We start from the raw sequence: 17,470 nt of genomic DNA, 5'->3' as shown, positions 1-17,470 counted from the left end.
AAAGAGCCGCGCTGCACCGGCAGCGTGGCTCTGAATCGTATCAGCGTTTCTGGCAACGCCGCTGGCGCTACTCGCTGCTGGATTTCGGCTGGTCGCCAAAGATGCCGCGCTGGCTCACCTGGATGCCGGCGGGACCCAGAATGATGGCGAACAGCACTGGCAGGAAGAACAGGATCATCGGCACGGTGAGCTTCGGCGGCAGCGCGGCCGCTTTCTTCTCGGCGGCATTCATGCGCATGTCGCGGCTCTCACTGGCAAGCACCCGCAACGCATGCGCCACGGGCGTGCCGTAGCGCTCGGCCTGAACCAACGCCTGGGACACCGACCTGACGGATTCCAGGCCAGTTCGGCTTGCAAGGTTCTCGTAGGCCTGCTTGCGCTCCTGCAGATAGGAAAGCTCGGCGTTTGTCAGGATGAATTCTTCCGCCAATGCCACCGATTGCGCGCCGATCTCATCGGCGACCTTGCGAAGCGCCGCTTCCACCGACATGCCGGACTCGACGCATATCAGCAACAGGTCGAGCGCGTCCGGCCACGCCATCTGAATCGATTGCTTGCGCTTGGTAGCGCGGTTGTTGACGTAGAGCACCGGCGCGTAGAATCCCGCATAGGCTACCACGATGCACACGAACAGCTTCACGAAAAGCGGCTGCTCGGGTAATCCGCCGAGCACGAACAGATACATCGCCGCCAATGCAAAGCCGATGAAGGGCAGGACGAGACGGAAGAAAAGGAAGCGCGTCAGCGGATTTTGCCCGCGAAAACCCGCCACTTTCAATTTCTGCAAGGTACCTTCATCCGCCAGCGCACGCCTGAGATCCAGGCGATCGACAATATTGCGCATGCCGACCGACTGTTCTTCGCGCAGGCCCTTGCGGCGGCGGTCGGCTTCGACTGCCAGCCGCGCGCGCTGCTTGGCGCGCAGCTCATCGCGCTCCAGCGCTACGGATTTCATGCGCGCCTTGAGCTGGTTCCCGCCAAAAGCGGGCAGCAGCGTGAAGACGGTCGCAAACACCGCGATGCCGACCAGCAGTGCGATCAGCAGGGACGGGTCGGTGAGAGTTCTGATGACGTGATCGGTCATACGCGAGTCCTAGACTTCGAAATTCATCATCTTGCGCATTACGAGGACGCCCATCGACATCCAGATGCCGGAACAACCGAGGATCAGATGGCCGGTGCTGGTGATGAAGAGGGGCATGATGTAGTTCGGGCTCGTCAAATAGACGAGAAAGGCGACGACGAAAGGCAACGCGCCGATGATCACGGCGGATGCCTTGGCTTCCATGGACAGTGCCTGGACCTTGGCTTTCATTTTCTTGCGGTCGCGAAGCACGCGCGAAAGATTGCCCAGCGCTTCGGAAAGATTGCCGCCGGCCTGAGACTGGATCTGGATGACGATGCCGAAGAAGCTCGCCTCGGTGCACGGCATCGTTTCTGGCATGCGCATGGCCGCGTCGGGGATCGACAAACCCATTTGCTGCGAATCGACCATGCGGCGGAACTCGGTCTTGACCGGCTCGGGGGATTCGTTGGCGATCAGGCGCACGGCGTCGTTCAGCGGCAGGCCGGATTTTACCGCACGCACGATGATATCGAGCGCGTTCGGAAATTCGTTGAGGAACGCCTTGACGCGGTGCGCGCGGCGAAACGAGACGAACCAGCGGGGCAGACCCAAGACGCCGACCAGCAGCGCAGCCGGCAAGACCAGCAACGGTGCGCCGATGAAATAGACAAGAGCCGTCAAGACGACGCCGCAGACCGCCGAGTAGACATAGAAGCGCTCAAGCGAGATCTTCATGCCGGCCTGACGGATTTGGATCTTCAGCGGTGGCTTCTTGACCAGGCTCTGATTGGACTTTTGCTTTTGATCGAGATCCTTCAGCGAATCCTGGACGGACTTGCGACGCTTGGCCGCTTCCGCCACGCGATCGCGCGACGCCTTGACGACGGAACGATCCGTCTCGGCGGTCTTGATCGATTCAAGCCGCTTGCCGACCTGCTTCTCGGTGCTGATCCGGTTGAACAGGAAAGCATAGGCCACAGCGCCGGCGCTGAAGCCGGCGAGCACGACGAATGCCAATACGGTGCCGTCAATTCCGAACATCGACCCTGGCCCCCACGCTTCCAGACGGATCAATCAGCGCGTTTCTCCATCGCCTCGAGCGCAACCGCGAGGCGCTGCTCCTCACCGTAGTAGCGGGCGCGCTCCCAGAAATGCGGACGGCCGATGCCAGTCGACACGTGCTCGCCCAGCAGCCTGCCGTTCGCGTCCTCGCCCTTGATGTTATAGAGAACGATGTCCTGGGTGATGATGACGTCGCCTTCCATGCCGATCACCTCGGTGATGTGGGTGATACGCCGCGATCCGTCGCGCAGGCGTGCAGCCTGTATGATCACGTCGACGGAGCCGACGACGATTTCGCGCACGGTTTTTTGCGGCAGCGTGTAGCCGCCCATAGCGATCATCGACTCTATACGGTTGAGGCATTCGCGCGGGCTGTTCGAGTGGATCGTTCCCATCGAGCCGTCATGGCCGGTGTTCATCGCCTGCAGCAGGTCGAACACTTCGGGTCCGCGCACTTCGCCGACGATAATACGTTCGGGGCGCATGCGCAGACAGTTCTTGACCAGGTCGCGCATGGTCACTTCGCCCTCGCCTTCGAGGTTGGGCGGACGGGTTTCGAGACGCACCACATGCGGCTGCTGCAATTGCAGCTCAGCCGAGTCTTCGCAGGTGATGACGCGTTCCTCCCGGTCGATATAGTTGGTCAGGCAATTGAGCAGCGTCGTCTTGCCCGAGCCGGTACCGCCCGAGATGACGATGTTGCAACGGACACGGCCGATGATCTTGAGAATCTCGGCCCCTTGCGGCGAAATCGAGCCGAACTTGACCAGCTGGTCGAGCGTCAGCTTGTCCTTCTTGAACTTGCGGATGGTAAGTGCGGTGCCGTCAATAGCCAGGGGCGGTGCGATGACGTTGACACGGGAGCCATCAGGAAGACGCGCATCGCAGATCGGGCTTGATTCATCGACGCGGCGGCCGACCTGGCTGACGATACGCTGGCAGATGTTGAGGAGCTGCTGGTTGTCGCGGAAACGGATGCCGGTCTGCTCGACCTTGCCGTTGACTTCGATGTAGACGTTCTTGGAGCCGTTGACCATGATGTCGGCAATATCGTCGCGGGCAAGCAGTGGCTCCAGCGGCCCGTAGCCCAAAACGTCGTTGCAGATATCCTCGAGAAGCTCTTCCTGCTCGGCGATGGACATCGCGAAATTCTTGATCGCGATGATGTCGTTGACGATGTCGCGGATTTCCTCGCGCGCGCTTTCGGGATCGAGCTTGGCCAGCTGCGACAGGTCGATCGTGTCGATCAGTGCGGCGAAGACCTGGCTTTTGGTGTCGTAGTAGGTTTCGCTCTTTTGGCGCTGGATACTTTTCGGCTCCGGGGCCAATGGCGGCGGCTCGACCGCACGGCGAACCGGCGCGGCAGGCGCGCCGGATGGCGGCAGCGTCGCGGGTCTGGCAGCTATAGCCGCTTCCACAGGGTTTGCGGCCGCCGGCGCAGCAGGTGCGGGTGCTGGCTGACGGAATTCCGGAATGGTCCGGTTGCCGTCGTCGCTGCCTCTTTTACCAAACATGATCGCTTACCAATTCCACCGCTGAGGCATCACTTCTTGTTGCGCGAAAGCTTGCCGATCAGATTGCCGAGGCCAGCCTTTTTCTTCACCTTGATTTCGCTGCGCCCTGTCAGCACATGGGCGATCTCGTTGATCGTGGCGACAACCGGACTCTTGGCATCCATTTCACCGAGCATACGTCCGTTGTTGGCAGCATTTCCGAACAAAAGCGGCTCGAACGGGATGACCGACATCGGCGAAAGGCCGAGCGATTCGGAGAAGTCGGACGGCGTAATCTCAGGACGTTTCGGCACACCGGCCTGGTTGATCACAAGCTTTGGCGCGGGATCGTTCGGACGAAGCCGCTTCAGCATGTCGACCAGGTTCTTCGTGTTGCGCAGATTGGCCAGTTCGGGCGTCGCCGTGATGACGATCTCGTCAGCCTTGACCAGCGTGTTCTTGGTCCAGCCGGCCCACACGTGGGGAACATCGAGCACGAGGAGCGGCGCGCTACGCTGGGCTATGTCGATAAGCTGGGTGAAGGCGTCGGGATCGAAATCGTAGACCCGCTCCAGGGTCGAAGGGGCCGCAAGCAGCGACAGGTGCTCGGCGCATTGGGCGAGCAGCCGGTCGAGATAGACCTCGTCGACGCGTTCCGGCGAGAAGACTGCCTCGGCAATGCCTTGCGCCGGATCCTGGTCGAAATTGATATTGGCCGTTCCGAAGGCGAGGTCGAGATCGGCGACAACCACTTCGGATTTGAAAAGGGACGACATGGCCCAGGCCACATTATGGGCTATGGTCGAGGAGCCGACGCCGCCTTTGGCGCCGATGAACGCAATCGAGCGGCCGATCGGCTCAGCTTCCGGATCAACGAAGATCGAAGACACCACGCTGACGATGTCGGCCATCGATACGGGCGCGATGACATATTCGGAAATGCCCGAACGGATGAGTTCGCGGTACAGGCCGACATCGTTGTAGTGGCCGACAACCACCACCTTGGAGCTCGGGTCACAATGCTCGGAGAGCTGCGCGAGTTGTTCCAGCAACAGCTTCGGCTCGCTGCGCGATTCAAGCAGGATCAGGTTTGGTGTCGGCGCCGACTGATAGAATTCGATAGCGGTGGGGATGCCCCCCATATGCACCTTCAGATGGGCCTTGGCCATGCGGCGATCCTCGCCGGCGCGCTCGACCGGATTGGCTACGCCTTCGGTCTCGCAAAATGCCTGGATCGAAATGCGCGGGATCGGCCGCAACGCCTGCATCGCGGCAATATCCTGCTCCGAAGTTTCGCCGCCCGGTACCTCTGTGTCGTAGGCAAGATTGCTCATTGTCATCACTTTCCGTGACTTGCGCGGCTTAGGGTTTGTTGAGCCTCAACACTCGTTAATATTCGACTTCCGAATTGCCGAGGAATTCGTCCGAAATACCTCTGTCACGATAGACGTCGATCACAGCACCGCGATTTTCCGCGTCGATCGGCGTCGGCTTGCGTGGCCCGATCAGATCGGACGGATTGGCCATCTGGGCAGCCAGGTTGTTCTGATACGAACAGCCGAAATCGGCATAGTGCTTGTTTTCCGAAGTCTGCAGCAGGTCTTCGGGCCAGCGACCGCATTTATCCGTCTGAGCCTTCACCGAGACGTAGGCAACACGGACCGGTGCCGACGCTTCGGCCGAAACAGACTGGTAGGACCGCATGTCGATCCGCTTCCGGCTGATGCCGCTGGCTATGGCCAGCCTGGCGAAATCGCGGCCGGCCGCGGCCGCTGCGATTTCGTTGGCTGAGCCGCTCGGAATCTCGATCGTCAGCACCGGAGCCGCGCTCCTGTCGTATCCGTCCAGAAAGCCCAGGAGCGTGTCACGCTGGGATCTGGTCATGCCACGGTCGCCGGCGCCGACCGGAAGGTCGATCTTCTGTATCTTCTCGGCTATGACGATCGGATGGGTGGTGCGATAATCGTCCGGTATGGCACCCACCGTGACGCTGTCGCGATTGGCGCAGCCGGCCAGCAATGCCGCCACCGCGATCGCCATAATGGGAACGGCCGGCCGCCAGATTCGCGAATGGACTGACCGCGTCGCGGTGATCGCCCGTGCCTTCGATGTTGCCTTAGACATGACCGCTTCCCCGCTTACTTGTAGATAAAGCCGACAACGCCGTGGTAACGGCCGTTGGGCTTGTCGGTCTGCATGGTGCCGTAGACACGGTTGACGCGGCCAAGGAAAATGCCGGCGCCATCGCTGGCGGCGTTGAAATTGTCATCCGGCTTGGCAAGATCATTGCGCGCCACCGGCTTCACCAGATAGGGCGTAATGATGATGACGAGCTCGGTCTCGTTGCGAACGAAATCCCTGCTGCGGAACAGCGCGCCAAGCACTGGAATCTTTGTCAGACCGGGCAAGCCGTTAACAGCTTGCCTGAGATCATCGCGGACAAGGCCGGCAATCATCATCGAGCCGCCCGAAGGCAGTTCCACCGTTGTGTCGGCCAAGCGCTTGCGGAGAGACAGGGCATTCATGCCCGGGCTCGTTACACCTTCGGACAAAGACACAGACCCCTCCGTTGTCGGCTCGGAAACCGAGGTTCTGACTTTCAGGCTGATACGGCCGGGAGACAGCACCACCGGCTGGAATTCCAGGCCAATGCCGTATTCGATCTTCTCGACAGAATACGTCTTCAGACCGGTCTGGTTATCATTTGATACGGCTTGGGAAACGCTGGTCACCATATTGTATTCGCCGCCAACCTTGAAGGTCGCTTTCTCGCCGGATACGGCCGTCAATGTTGGTTCGGCGAGGGTTTTCATGACACCGGACTGTTCCATGGCATTGATGTAGGCCTGCAGCGTCGAGCTGCCGATAGAGAGGCCCGAGTTCGACAGCGACTTGCCCAAACCAGTGAAATTGTCGCTTACCGCGCCCCAGCTGATGCCGTTGCTGCTGCCGTTGCCCACCATGTTGACGCCGAGCTGCTTCATCACCGAGCGGCTGACTTCCGCGACCGTCACCTTCAGCGTCACCTGGTCGTCGCCGATGATCTGCAGCAAGTTGACGATCTTGCTGACGCGGCGCTCGGCATCCGGGTTATCGATCGCGACGCCGGCTTCAGCCGAACCGCCGGCAGCGGTCTGCGAATATTGACCCGTGGTTGCCTCGCCGCCGGACACGAAAATGGTTGCCAGATCGGCCGCGCGCTTGGCGTCCAGAGGAGTGTCCACGGTTCCGGTCAGAACGACGTTGTCGTTCAGCAACTCGACCTTAACCTCCGATGACGGGATGAAGCGTTTGATATAATCCTCCAGCCCGGCAACGTCACGTTCGACCGCTAGGTCAAGGCTGACGATCTGCTCGCCATTCGGGCCAAAGACGAAGATATTTGTCTCGCCGACCGCCTTTCCAAACAGATAGATGCGCCTGGCAGTGCGGGTCACCGCGTCGGCTACAGCGGGGTTGGCGACGAGAATGTCGTAGGCATCGCTCGGGAGGTCGATGACCACCGACTTGTTCAGTCCGAGCTTGACCCGCTGGGTGGCGGTCGAAGCCGTCACCCTGGCATTGCCCGCCGCACTGGCATCGACAATGCCATATGCATTCGTTCCAAGGAGAAACAGGCCGATCGCCGCAGCCAGGATGAGCGGCAGTTTGGTTTTTAGCCTCATTTCCTTGCCCCCACTTCGGAAACTTCGCCCGACTTGATCAGCCGCACGGTTCCGCGCCGGCCATTGCCGGAAACCAGGTAATCGGCTTCGCCCACATTCTTGTCCTGACTGTCCTTGATCGAGCGCAGCGCCAATGTCAGGCGATCCGCCATCTGCTGTGCGACGGTGATGATCTCGGACTGCTGCGGCGTCAGTTCCAGGGTGGCGGTCTGGCCAACCCTGGTCTTCTTACCTTCCTCGTCCTCCTGAATGGTCTGGTCGATCGCCAGGACGCGAATGTTCTTCAGGATAGTTTCGGTCGTGAAGCCCGGACCACCGCCATTGGCGGGATCGGCTCTGCGGGTCATGATGACGTCGACGAAATCGTTGGGAAGAATAAAGCCACCGGCCGAGGTGTCGGCCGAGATGCTTGTGGCAACGGCCCGCATGCCGGAGGGCAGGATCGACGACATGAAGCTTTGCCCTTCACCGATCAGCTTCGAGCGCCGCAGCGGCTCGCCGGCGTAGAGCGCCACGCGAGCGACGGCGCCCTTCAGCTTGTCCAGCGCTTCAGGCTCGGCGGCGCGGGTGATGAAATTTGCGTTGATGCCGGCGGACGGCCATGACTCCCAGGAAATGTTGTTTTCAAGCGGACTGCCCATCGGAACGTCGCCGGAAAGGACAAGCACATCCTGCAGCGCGATCGCCGGCGCCTGAGGACCGGAATCGACAACCGGAGGCGGCGGAGCCACGACCATGTTCTTCGCGACATAGCCTGCACCACCGGCCGCGGCTATCGCCACGCTCAGAATAATCAATCGGGATGCTGGCATCTGTCCGAACCTCGCCTTGGCAAACCACGTAGCCAAGCGGGACTTTGCAGCGGCAATCGTCAAAACAAGGTTAATGTTATACTTACGATCGTGATTAATTTAACGTTTATATAAATTGGACCGACAAGCCCGGCCCGAAGGAAAACGTGGTCAACTCGCCTGCTCGGCGCCAAAGGCGTAAAGCGAAATTCAGCCCGCCAGCCTGGTAAGTGCCCAGGCCATCAATGGCGAGTCGGAATAGGTGAGCAGACCGCCAATGCCAAGCGCGATGCCGTACGGAACGCCGGTCGCCTCATCGGCGAAATGGCGCAGGAACGGATTGTGGCTTGTGACGGCGGCAAGCGGCGATTTTCGATAGGCGAGGATGGCTAGCGTCAGCAGGCCGCCGATGAATGTCGAGGCGACGAGGTATTCGATGAGATGGATGTTCAGTCCCATCCACATGGCAGTGGCAGCCAGAAGCTTGGCGTCGCCGCCGCCCATGCCGCCCAGCGCGAACAGGCCGAACGTCACCGCGAGAACCAGGCCGGCGGCGGCGAAATGCCAGCCATAGGTGGCCCAGTCCATACCGGTCAAAGGCGCAACCAAGGCGAAGACAACCACAAGCAACACCGGCACGCGATTGGCGATCGTCATCGAAAGCATGTCGGAGATCGCGGCAAAAAGCATGCAAAACGGAAACACGACGAAGATCAAGGCTTCAAGCATCGGCGCGCCTATGACCCAATTGCATCTGGCCCCAACCTAATCCTATTCGATTAACGACTGATGAGGCCTAAGTTTCAAATCATACCAGGACTAAATAAGGGCCGCCAGAGCGGCGGCCCTTATTTCAGAACAACCGAACCCGTTACGGTCAGCTACCGTTCACCTTGGTGGAGATGGCGGTGAACTTGGCGTTCAGCGAGTTGCCGAGCTGGCCGGCGCCGACCATGATGGCGAGTGCGATAAGAGCGGCGATCAGACCGTATTCGATAGCGGTTGCGCCGGATTCGTCCTTCACAAAACGTGCGATGAGGTTAGACATTCGAGCTCCTACTCCAATTGTTACAGCACTTCCGTCAACTTCTCTTGGTGGCTGATCGGATACTGCGAATCTAAGGAGAAGCTGTTTCAATCGGCTTAATAAACAGGCTTACCGATTCCTTTCCCGCTTCGACGACATTGCGTGGTTAACCCAGAACTAAAATACCCGCCGCCAGGCCACCGGGCTGACAAAAGGCGCAAAAGGCGCAATTCGGCAAAGACGTTCCAGCCGTGCCGGCTAGGCCCAATGCCGGTTCCGGCTTGATCCTGAACTCCAGCCGCTTAACGGTTGGTTCACCAATCTCGTTCATGTTCCGTTGAACAGTTTGCCAGGGGGCGCCTCAATGGCCGGGCCGAGATCATCATTTCCAGTTGCCGTGCTTTTTGCCGCAGCGGCTTTCGCCTTTCCAGCCAAGGCCGGCGCCGGCATCGAGGTGACGATGAACCAGGCAAAGATCATCAAATTGTCGCGCGCCGCCGATACGATTGTCGTCGGCAATCCGGCGATCGCCGACGCCTCCGTGCAGGACGCATCGACGATCGTACTGACCGGCAAGGGATTTGGCGTCACCAATCTCGTCGTCCTCGACCAGGAGGGCAACCCGATCGTCGATGAGCAAATAACCGTCGTACGCCAGGCAGCGTCGTCGGTGCGCATCTATCGGCGTTCCGAAGTACAGACCATGTCCTGCGCGCCATATTGCGAAAGCTCGTATAAGAGCGATGCCGAGAAGGCCTCTGAAGCCGAAATGAGCGCCGCGCATTAGTAGCCGACGTCTCCGTCTTTGGCGAGTACGTGCTTCGGTTATCGCCGGGTTAAGGCCTTCCCGTTGAATTTAACGGTCATTCCAACCGGACTTCAATCGGTTCCGACTAAGGGTGGGACCGATACAGAAGCGGCATCGGCGGGCAGAGGACATGAGCAAGGCAGGACGAGCAGGTTCTCCAAGACGGTTTTTGGGCGACCGCCGCGGAAGCACGGCGATCGAATTCGCCATGCTTGCAATTCCTTTCGCGCTTCTTGTCTTCGCCATCCTGGAGAGCTGCATTTCTTTCGCCGCACAGGAAGTGATGGCAAACGCAACCGACGACATCGCGCGCCAGCTGCGTACCGGCCAACTAAGACCGGCCGATGTGTCCGGCACCAAGCTGCGGGATATGATCTGCACCAAATTGGAGATCATGGTCGCCAAGACCTGTCCCGGATTGCTGGTGGACTTGCGCGAATATCCGACCTTCGCCGATGCGGCGCTGGCCGGTTTCAAGATCCAGGATGGCGACGTCGTGCTGACCAAGGGCACGAGCACACAGACCTTCACCGTCGCACCTGGCCTGGCGGAGTCGAGAAACATGCTGCGTGTTTTTTACAAATGGCCGGTGATGACCGACTTCATGGCCAAATCGATGGCCAACCTGAAGGACGGCAAAACGCTGCATTTTGCTTCGATCACTTGGCAGAACGAGCCGTTCGACAACTGAAACACGTAGTCGCTTGAAAAGGGCAAAGCCATGATTCGTGCGGGGGCACAGCTGGGCATCGCAGGGATTTGTACAAGAGCAGTCCGGCTTTGCTCGGACCGCCGCGGTATTGCGGCTGTCGAGTTTGCCCTCATCGTGCCTGTCCTGTTGATCATGTACTTTATGACAATGGAGGCCTCGCAAGCCATCGAGACCAGCAAGAAGGTCAGCCGCATCGGCAGCATGGTAGCGGACCTCGTCACGCAGCAGCAGACCGTCAAGGCGGCCGATGTCGATGCCATCATGGCGATCGGCAGTTCCACGCTCCAGCCCTACAACCGCTCGAAACCGAAGATCATTATCACGGCGATACAGGTGACCAACGAGACGACGCCGAAAGTCCTGGTCGTGTGGTCGCGCAAACTGGTCGATGGCGTCTCTAGCGTCGACGCTGTCAAGGATTCCACCACAACGGTCCCGAGCGCGCTCAAGATCAAAGGCACGTTCCTCATTCGGGTCGAAAGCGATCTCGCCTACAAGCCAATCATCACCTGGTCGGCGGACGGCCAAAGCCGGTTCGGGTTGAGCTCGGTCTTCAATTCGATATCGATGGCGGAAACTTATTATCTGCGGCCGCGCAGGAGCCCGACCATTCCGTGCAGCGATTGCTGACGCCTGAAGCCCGCTAACCGGTCTGTTGCTATTGCTTGCGACCGCGGGCCGAGACTAGACGCACGATGGCTGCAGCCAGCACATAGTCCCTCGGACCGGCAACGGTTCGGCGACGATACCGATACGGAACGTTCCGATAACATCGCGCCAGTCGGCTCGCGCCAGATTTGTGCAAGACGCATCCGGCAGCAAAGCCAGTACGGCGGCGAATGCTGTCAGGGCAAGCCTCATGCGAGCTCCGCGCCGCGCATTTCCATCCGCGGATCGACCATGCCGCGATTCGTCTCTCCGGGACCAGCACGCCAAGCCGTGCTGTTTGGGTTTCCGAATTGCCAATGGCAGCGCGGAACCCTATGTCTGAGCCAACGCACAGGCAATGATGAACCTTTCGATGGCACGCGCCTTCCTTTTTGTCCTCGACTCCTTCGGCATCGGCGGCGCGGCCGATGCCGAACGTTATGGCGACACCGGCTCCAATACGTTCGCACACATCGCGCGGGCCTGCGCAGAAGGCCGCGCCGATCGCGAAGGCCTGCGTGCCGGACCCCTTCTTGTACCAAACATGCTCGCACTCGGCCTCGGCCAGGCCGCGGCAACGGCGACGGGTTTCAGGTTCGAGAATGCCGGCAGTGCGCCGCTTGCCGCCGCCTTTCACGGCGCGGCCCAAGAGGTTTCGAGCGGCAAGGACACGCCATCGGGCCATTGGGAAATAGCCGGCCTGCCGGTCCGTTTCGACTGGGGTTACTTCCCAGACAAGATTCCCGCCTTTCCGGCCGAGTTGACCGAAGCAATGGTGCGTGAAGGGAAGGTGCCTGGCATCCTCGGCAATTGCCATGCTCCGGGCACCGAGATTATCGAACGGTTCGGCGAAGACCATATCCGCACCGGCAAGCCGATCTGCTACACCTCGATCGACTCCGTCCTGCAGATCGCCGCGCATGAGGTTCATTTCGGCCTGGAACGGCTTTACGAGTTCTGCAAAGTGGTGCGCAGGCTCGTCGATCCGCTGAATATCGGCCGCGTCATCGCGAGGCCGTTTATCGGTGAAACCGCCGCCACGTTCGAGCGAACGCATAATCGTCGCGACTATGCCGTACCGCCGCCGGAACCGACGCTGCTCGATCGGCTGACGGCGCGCGGCAGCCGGGTTATCGCGATCGGCAAGATCGGCGACATTTTCGCCCATCGCGGGATCTCGGAAGTCCGCAAGGCTGCCGGCAACATGGCGATGTTCGACAAAACGCTTGGTGCCATGGAAGACGCCCGCGACGGCGACCTCGTCTTCGCGAACTTTGTCGACTTCGACACCGAGTTCGGGCATCGGCGCGACGTTGCGGGATATGCCGCCGCACTCGAAGCTTTCGACCGGCGCCTGCCCGAGGCATTCGCACGGCTGAGGCCAGGCGATCTGCTCATTTTGACCGCCGATCACGGCAACGATCCGACGTGGCGCGGCACCGACCACACGCGCGAGCGTATTCCGATTATCGGGACACGGCCGGGTTTCAAAGGCGCAGACATCGGACTGAGGACAACATTTGCCGACATCGGCGAAACCGTGGCCGAACATCTCGGGCTGGCGCGCGGCCGTTACGGCACCTCCTTCCATGCCACGATAGGTGGCCATGCCTGAGCTGCCGGAGGTAGAGACAGTCAGGCGCGGTCTGCAGCCGGCCCTTGAAGGTGCCCGCATTGTCGGTGTCGAGGCACGCCGGCCGGATTTGCGGTTTCCGTTCCCCGAGAGATTTTCGGAGCGGCTGACCGGCAAGACGATTGCGGCGCTCGGCCGCCGTGCCAAATATCTGACAATGCACATGGACAACGGCCCGGTTCTGATCTGCCATCTCGGCATGTCGGGTTCGTTTCGCATCGAAACGGCCGACGAGAGCGCAACGCCCGGCGCGTTCCACCACGAACGTTCGAAAAACACTGCTCACGATCACGTCGTCTTCGACATCGCATCCCCTGCCGGCGTCCGCTCTCGCGTGATCTTCAACGACCCGCGCCGCTTCGGGTTCATGCTGTTTTCGGAAGGCGAGCCCGACATGCATCCGATGCTGGCGGGATTAGGCGTCGAGCCTACAGGCAACGCACTGGACGGCGCGCTGCTCGCTTCGTTGCTGAAAGGTCGCAAGTCACCGCTGAAAGCGGCACTTCTGGACCAGAGGCTGATTGCCGGGCTAGGCAATATCTACGTCTCGGAAGCGCTTTGGCGGGCCGGCCTGTCGCCGCTGCGCGAAGCGGGCACCCTCGCGAGAGCCGGCAAGAAAGCCAAAGAGCAGAGCGAACGCCTGGCCGAAGCAATCCGCTCGGTCGTCGCCGATGCGATCGCCGCCGGCGGCTCGTCGTTGCGCGATTATATGCAGACCGATGGATCGCTGGGCTACTTCCAGCATTCCTTCGCGGTTTACGATCGCGAGGGGGAAGCCTGCTCCAAGCCTGGTTGTGGCGGCCACATCGAGCGTATCGTGCAAAGCGGTCGTTCGACTTTCCACTGCCGGGCCTGTCAGGCTTGAACCAGAAGCGAGGAGGAGCAAAGCATGGGCTATGAAACCATCATCGTCGAAACCCGCGGCAAGGTCGGGCTGATTACGCTGAACCGGCCGCAGGCGCTCAACGCGCTGAATTCACAAGTGCTGGCGGAACTGGTCGCGTCGGTGAATAGCATGGGCGCCAATGCCGACATCGGCGCCATGGTCATCACTGGTTCGGAAAAGGCTTTCGCGGCAGGTGCCGATATCAAGGAAATGCAGTCCATCTCCTATGTGGATGCCTATCTGCAGGATTTCTTCGTCGGCTGGGAAGAATTTACGCGGGCACGAAAGCCGATCATCGCGGCGGTGGCGGGCTATGCGCTGGGGGGCGGCTGCGAACTGGCGATGATGTGCGACTTCATCATCGCCGCCGACACCGCCAAGTTTGGCCAACCCGAGATCACGCTGGGCGTCATGCCCGGCATGGGCGGATCGCAGCGCCTGACCCGCTTTGTCGGCAAGTCGAAGGCGATGGATATGTGCCTGACGGGTCGAATGATGGACGCAGCCGAGGCCGAGCGTTCCGGCCTTGTCTCGCGCGTGGTGCCAGCCGGCGAGTTGATCGAGGAAGCGCTTAAGGCAGCGTCCAAGATCGCTGGTTTTTCCTTGCCGTCGGTGATGATGGCAAAGGAGGCCGTCAACCGCGCCTATGAGACGACGCTCACCGAGGGTCTGCGGTTCGAGCGCCGGCTATTTCATTCGCTGTTTGCGCTGGATGACCAGAAGGAAGGCATGGCGGCCTTCAGCGGCAAGCGGAAGCCGAATTTCACGAACCGATGAGATGACGAAGGCGCCGGTCAAAAAGAAATCGCTGCAGCGTTGACGCGCCGGAAAAGCTGAACTATAAGCCGCACCAACCGAGGCGGCCCTGTGGCTGCCCGTTTGTTTTTTGCGCCCTGCGGTATCCCGCAAGCGCCCACCAGATCAGAAGAGAGGCACCATGGCCAATACCTCCTCGGCCAAAAAGGCAACGCGCAAGATCGCCCGTCGCGCAGCGATCAACAAGAACCGCCGCTCCCGCGTCCGGACCTACATCCGCCAGGTCGAAGAGGCGCTCGCGGCTGGCGACAAGGCGGCCGCACAGGCTGCCTTCAAGGTGGCCGAGCCGGAATTGATGCGCGCCGCGACCAAGGGCGTGGTGCACAAGAACACGGCATCGCGCAAGGTGTCGCGGTTGGCCCAACGGGTCAAGGTGCTGTCGGCCTAATATACCTTTTCCTGAACTGCGCTTCTTCAAACCCGGCCAATCGCGCCGGGTTTTTTTCGTTTGCCGGCAAGTACTTAAAAGAAAGCCCGCAAAATGGCGCTCCGGGTGCATTTCAAAGTTCGAAATGCTTTGCCGGCATATACATGCCCGCTGATATTCGGAGCCTTCGAAACTGCCAATGCGAAAATTTCCGAGCGTCACAGATTACCTTTTCTTTTCAGAAGCTTACCGATGGTGATCCACAGCTTGTTCACATCAGCTGCGGCCGATAGGCGACAATTGGCTGTCAAGTGAATTATTTCAGAAAATTTCGCGTTGTGTGGCCTTTTTCATATTCGCCGGAAAAGGGTTTGAATCACAATGGCTTTGTCAAAATCTACTGTTGCAGCATGGCGTTCGAAACGTCCCTTGCTAGTCAGATTCCTTAAAAATCCGTTAGGGGTGGCCTTGCCCTATCCACAGCGATTTCGGTAATGTCTGTCCATCGAAGGGACGGGCCCTTGGCCCTTGACCAGCCTGAAACCGGCCAGCTCAAATTGGCAGAGTTTACACCGCGGATTCAACTCCGCGGACGGGGTTGGTTTGTCTTTTCGATACGGTAGGGGACTGGCGTAATTGTACATGGCAGGTCGACGGTGCGCCGGCGGTTTTTCGCCGGACGGCATTTTGTTGCCCTGACATGACCAAAGCGGATCGGCTCTTCGGCGCCGGACCGACAACGAGGCGATTCATCAGCCGGCGGCGGCGATGGTGTCGCAGCGAAGACACGGTCGCCGGAAACATGGATGCAGGAGGCGCATCCCCGGCGGAAAACAGGTACAAGAGACAAGGAACTCGATCATGCAGAGCGGCGGCATCGAAAGGGAGCTTACAGGCGACCTCCCATTTCCTGGAACGTTAATCGGAAGGAACGACATGGCGGCTTCCAATGAAGCTGAACAGAAGTTCGATCGGGTCAAGGCCCAGTTGAAGGCGCGTCTGGGAACCGAGGTCTATTCGAGCTGGTTCGGGCGCATGAAGGTCGCTGAATCCTCTAAGGGCATTGTCCGCATCTCAGTGCCAACCGCATTCCTGCGTTCATGGATCAACGGCCACTATCTCGATCTCATCACCGAGTTGTGGAAGCACGAGGATCCGGAGATCCTCAAGATCGAGATCGTGGTTCGCACCGCCACACGGCAGGGCCGCAACAGCGTCGAGCCAGAAGTGGCCCCGGCGCGCAAGATGACCAGGCAGACGCAAACCGCGCTCTCTGCGGGCACGGCGAGCCCCAGCAGGGTCGAACGGGTCCCGGTACCCCGCCCGGGGATGCCGGCAGAAACCGAGTTCCGGCACAATGTTCTCGGTTCGCCACTCGATCCACGCTATACTTTCACCTCCTTCATCGAAGGACCATCGAACCGAGTGGCTTTTGCCGCCGCCAAGGCGGTCGCGGAATCGCAGTCGAGCGCGGTGCGTTTCAATCCGCTCTTTCTTCACGCGACGGTCGGGCTGGGCAAAACGCACCTGTTGCAGGCGATCGCCGCAGAATCGCTGAAGCAGAATCCGAAATCGCGGGTCGTCTATCTGACGGCTGAGTATTTCATGTGGCGGTTCGCCACCGCGATCCGCGACAACAACGCACTGACGCTGAAAGAACAGCTGCGCGACATCGACCTCCTCATCATCGACGACATGCAGTTCCTGCAGGGCAAGTCGATCCAGCACGAATTCTGCCATTTGATCAACATGCTGCTCGACAGCGCCAAGCAAGTGGTGGTCGCTGCCGACCGGCCGCCGTCGGAATTGGAGTCGCTGGAGCCACGCGTCCGCTCGCGCCTCAACGGCGGCGTCGCGCTGGAAATGTCAGCCCCGGATTTCGCCATGCGTATCGGTATGCTCAAGCTCAGGCTTGCCACCGCCAAGCTCGATGATGCGTCGCTCGATATTTCCGAAGAGATCCTCAACCACGTCGCCCGCACTGTGACCGGCAGCGGACGCGAGCTCGAAGGTGCCTTCAACCAGCTTTTGTTTCGTCAATCCTTCGAACCGCAGATCACCATCGACCGCATCGACGAGATCCTTGGCCACATCTATCGTTCGGGCGAACCCAAGCGGGTGCGTATCGAGGACATCCAGCGCATCGTCGCGCGCCACTACAACGTGTCGAAGACCGAACTTCTGTCCAACCGGCGCACACGCACCATCGTCAAGCCACGGCAGGTCGCCATGTATCTGTCGAAGGTGATGACGCCGCGCTCGCTGCCGGAGATCGGGCGGCGGTTCGGCGGTCGTGACCATACGACCGTGCTGCATGCGGTGCGCAAGATCGAGGATCTTTCCGGTGCCGACAACACACTGGCGCAGGAACTCGAATTGCTGAGAAGGCTGATCAACGACCAGGCCTGACGGCCCGAAAAACGCCGGCTCGCGGACTCCGGCCTTTTTATCCCCAGAAAGCCCGTGCAGCCGGTCCGAACCGGTGGCGCGGGCTTG

17 protein-coding genes and 1 pseudogene are annotated in these 17,470 nt (G+C 60.2%); 8 read left to right on the top strand and 10 right to left on the bottom strand.

Features of this window, described 5'->3' with window-relative positions; all coding sequences use genetic code 11:
* Window positions 1–67 precede the first annotated feature (67 nt).
* The 9 genes from NKI24_RS17510 to NKI24_RS17470 form a co-directional block, all read right to left on the bottom strand.
* Entirely contained in the window at window positions 68–1,084 is a 1,017-nt protein-coding gene (locus NKI24_RS17510; RefSeq protein WP_023676936.1) for a type II secretion system F family protein, read from the bottom strand.
* A gap of 9 nt (window positions 1,085–1,093) precedes the next feature.
* Window positions 1,094–2,107, bottom strand: a complete 1,014-nt coding sequence (locus tag NKI24_RS17505) for a type II secretion system F family protein (RefSeq protein WP_352746955.1) — start codon at window positions 2,105–2,107, stop codon at window positions 1,094–1,096.
* Between the two features lie 29 nt (window positions 2,108–2,136).
* Complete coding sequence (locus tag NKI24_RS17500; RefSeq protein ID WP_352746952.1) at window positions 2,137–3,642, bottom strand: TadA family conjugal transfer-associated ATPase; 1,506 nt, start codon at window positions 3,640–3,642, stop codon at window positions 2,137–2,139.
* Window positions 3,643–3,671: 29 nt separating this feature from the next.
* Window positions 3,672–4,955, bottom strand: coding sequence for a CpaE/TadZ family protein (locus NKI24_RS17495; protein ID WP_352470086.1), 1,284 nt, complete (start codon window positions 4,953–4,955; stop codon window positions 3,672–3,674).
* Window positions 4,956–5,010: 55 nt separating this feature from the next.
* Entirely contained in the window at window positions 5,011–5,745 is a 735-nt protein-coding gene (locus NKI24_RS17490) for a CpaD family pilus assembly protein (protein WP_352448620.1), read from the bottom strand.
* 14 nt (window positions 5,746–5,759) lie between these two features.
* On the bottom strand, window positions 5,760–7,286 hold the full coding sequence (locus NKI24_RS17485) for a type II and III secretion system protein family protein (RefSeq protein WP_352448619.1): 1,527 nt from the start codon (window positions 7,284–7,286) through the stop codon (window positions 5,760–5,762).
* On the bottom strand, window positions 7,283–8,098 hold the full coding sequence (gene cpaB / locus NKI24_RS17480) for a Flp pilus assembly protein CpaB (protein WP_023676931.1): 816 nt from the start codon (window positions 8,096–8,098) through the stop codon (window positions 7,283–7,285). Before cpaB ends, NKI24_RS17485 begins: the two co-directional genes overlap by 4 nt.
* Before the next feature lie 189 nt (window positions 8,099–8,287).
* The gene (locus NKI24_RS17475; protein ID WP_352448618.1) at window positions 8,288–8,806 is read right to left on the bottom strand and encodes an A24 family peptidase; all 519 of its coding nucleotides are present in this window, start codon (window positions 8,804–8,806) and stop codon (window positions 8,288–8,290) included.
* A 148-nt stretch (window positions 8,807–8,954) separates the two neighbouring features.
* Window positions 8,955–9,125 carry a Flp family type IVb pilin gene (locus NKI24_RS17470; RefSeq protein WP_023676929.1) on the bottom strand — a complete coding sequence of 57 codons (171 nt, stop codon included), beginning with the start codon at window positions 9,123–9,125 and terminating at the stop codon, window positions 8,955–8,957.
* 343 nt (window positions 9,126–9,468) lie between these two features.
* Between NKI24_RS17470 and NKI24_RS17465 the strand changes: the two genes are divergently transcribed.
* From NKI24_RS17465 to NKI24_RS17455, 3 genes are all read left to right on the top strand, one after another.
* The gene (locus NKI24_RS17465) at window positions 9,469–9,891 is read left to right on the top strand and encodes a pilus assembly protein N-terminal domain-containing protein (protein WP_352448617.1); all 423 of its coding nucleotides are present in this window, start codon (window positions 9,469–9,471) and stop codon (window positions 9,889–9,891) included.
* Between the two features lie 151 nt (window positions 9,892–10,042).
* Complete coding sequence (locus NKI24_RS17460) at window positions 10,043–10,603, top strand: TadE/TadG family type IV pilus assembly protein (protein ID WP_023676927.1); 561 nt, start codon at window positions 10,043–10,045, stop codon at window positions 10,601–10,603.
* Between the two features lie 30 nt (window positions 10,604–10,633).
* Entirely contained in the window at window positions 10,634–11,254 is a 621-nt protein-coding gene (locus NKI24_RS17455; RefSeq protein ID WP_023676926.1) for a TadE/TadG family type IV pilus assembly protein, read from the top strand.
* Between the two features lie 102 nt (window positions 11,255–11,356).
* Here NKI24_RS17455 and NKI24_RS35960 read toward each other — a convergent pair.
* A pseudogene (locus tag NKI24_RS35960) lies at window positions 11,357–11,485 on the bottom strand (phosphate/phosphite/phosphonate ABC transporter substrate-binding protein); the annotation flags it as partial.
* Window positions 11,486–11,645: 160 nt separating this feature from the next.
* Here NKI24_RS35960 and NKI24_RS17450 point away from each other — a divergent pair.
* From NKI24_RS17450 to dnaA, 5 genes are all read left to right on the top strand, one after another.
* Window positions 11,646–12,887 carry a phosphopentomutase gene (locus NKI24_RS17450; RefSeq protein WP_352746948.1) on the top strand — a complete coding sequence of 414 codons (1,242 nt, stop codon included), beginning with the start codon at window positions 11,646–11,648 and terminating at the stop codon, window positions 12,885–12,887.
* Entirely contained in the window at window positions 12,880–13,770 is an 891-nt protein-coding gene (mutM, locus tag NKI24_RS17445) for a bifunctional DNA-formamidopyrimidine glycosylase/DNA-(apurinic or apyrimidinic site) lyase (protein ID WP_352448614.1), read from the top strand. Before NKI24_RS17450 ends, mutM begins: the two co-directional genes overlap by 8 nt.
* A 24-nt stretch (window positions 13,771–13,794) precedes the next feature.
* A complete protein-coding gene (locus NKI24_RS17440) occupies window positions 13,795–14,568 on the top strand; it encodes an enoyl-CoA hydratase (RefSeq protein ID WP_352448613.1) in 774 nt (257 codons plus the stop codon).
* A gap of 160 nt (window positions 14,569–14,728) precedes the next feature.
* Entirely contained in the window at window positions 14,729–14,995 is a 267-nt protein-coding gene (gene rpsT, locus NKI24_RS17435; protein WP_023676922.1) for a 30S ribosomal protein S20, read from the top strand.
* Window positions 14,996–15,910: 915 nt separating this feature from the next.
* Window positions 15,911–17,383: a chromosomal replication initiator protein DnaA gene (gene dnaA, locus NKI24_RS17430; RefSeq protein WP_023676921.1), complete on the top strand. Its 1,473-nt coding sequence runs from the start codon at window positions 15,911–15,913 to the stop codon at window positions 17,381–17,383.
* Window positions 17,384–17,470: the final 87 nt, after the last annotated feature.

The organism is Mesorhizobium sp. M0701 (assembly GCF_040320365.1).
Lineage (GTDB): Bacteria > Pseudomonadota > Alphaproteobacteria > Rhizobiales > Rhizobiaceae > Mesorhizobium.
This window is presented reverse-complemented; position numbering and strand designations above follow the sequence as displayed.

Coding starts and splice junctions, on each gene's coding strand:
- NKI24_RS17510 (WP_023676936.1), bottom strand. CDS start 1,084: ATGACCGATCACGTCATCAGAACTCTCACCGACCCGTCCCTGCTGATC.
- NKI24_RS17505 (WP_352746955.1), bottom strand. CDS start 2,107: ATGTTCGGAATTGACGGCACCGTATTGGCATTCGTCGTGCTCGCCGGC.
- NKI24_RS17500 (WP_352746952.1), bottom strand. CDS start 3,642: ATGTTTGGTAAAAGAGGCAGCGACGACGGCAACCGGACCATTCCGGAA.
- NKI24_RS17495 (WP_352470086.1), bottom strand. CDS start 4,955: ATGAGCAATCTTGCCTACGACACAGAGGTACCGGGCGGCGAAACTTCG.
- NKI24_RS17490 (WP_352448620.1), bottom strand. CDS start 5,745: ATGTCTAAGGCAACATCGAAGGCACGGGCGATCACCGCGACGCGGTCA.
- NKI24_RS17485 (WP_352448619.1), bottom strand. CDS start 7,286: ATGAGGCTAAAAACCAAACTGCCGCTCATCCTGGCTGCGGCGATCGGC.
- cpaB (WP_023676931.1), bottom strand. CDS start 8,098: ATGCCAGCATCCCGATTGATTATTCTGAGCGTGGCGATAGCCGCGGCC.
- NKI24_RS17475 (WP_352448618.1), bottom strand. CDS start 8,806: ATGCTTGAAGCCTTGATCTTCGTCGTGTTTCCGTTTTGCATGCTTTTT.
- NKI24_RS17470 (WP_023676929.1), bottom strand. CDS start 9,125: ATGTCTAACCTCATCGCACGTTTTGTGAAGGACGAATCCGGCGCAACC.
- NKI24_RS17465 (WP_352448617.1), top strand. CDS start 9,469: ATGGCCGGGCCGAGATCATCATTTCCAGTTGCCGTGCTTTTTGCCGCA.
- NKI24_RS17460 (WP_023676927.1), top strand. CDS start 10,043: ATGAGCAAGGCAGGACGAGCAGGTTCTCCAAGACGGTTTTTGGGCGAC.
- NKI24_RS17455 (WP_023676926.1), top strand. CDS start 10,634: ATGATTCGTGCGGGGGCACAGCTGGGCATCGCAGGGATTTGTACAAGA.
- NKI24_RS17450 (WP_352746948.1), top strand. CDS start 11,646: ATGGCACGCGCCTTCCTTTTTGTCCTCGACTCCTTCGGCATCGGCGGC.
- mutM (WP_352448614.1), top strand. CDS start 12,880: ATGCCTGAGCTGCCGGAGGTAGAGACAGTCAGGCGCGGTCTGCAGCCG.
- NKI24_RS17440 (WP_352448613.1), top strand. CDS start 13,795: ATGGGCTATGAAACCATCATCGTCGAAACCCGCGGCAAGGTCGGGCTG.
- rpsT (WP_023676922.1), top strand. CDS start 14,729: ATGGCCAATACCTCCTCGGCCAAAAAGGCAACGCGCAAGATCGCCCGT.
- dnaA (WP_023676921.1), top strand. CDS start 15,911: ATGGCGGCTTCCAATGAAGCTGAACAGAAGTTCGATCGGGTCAAGGCC.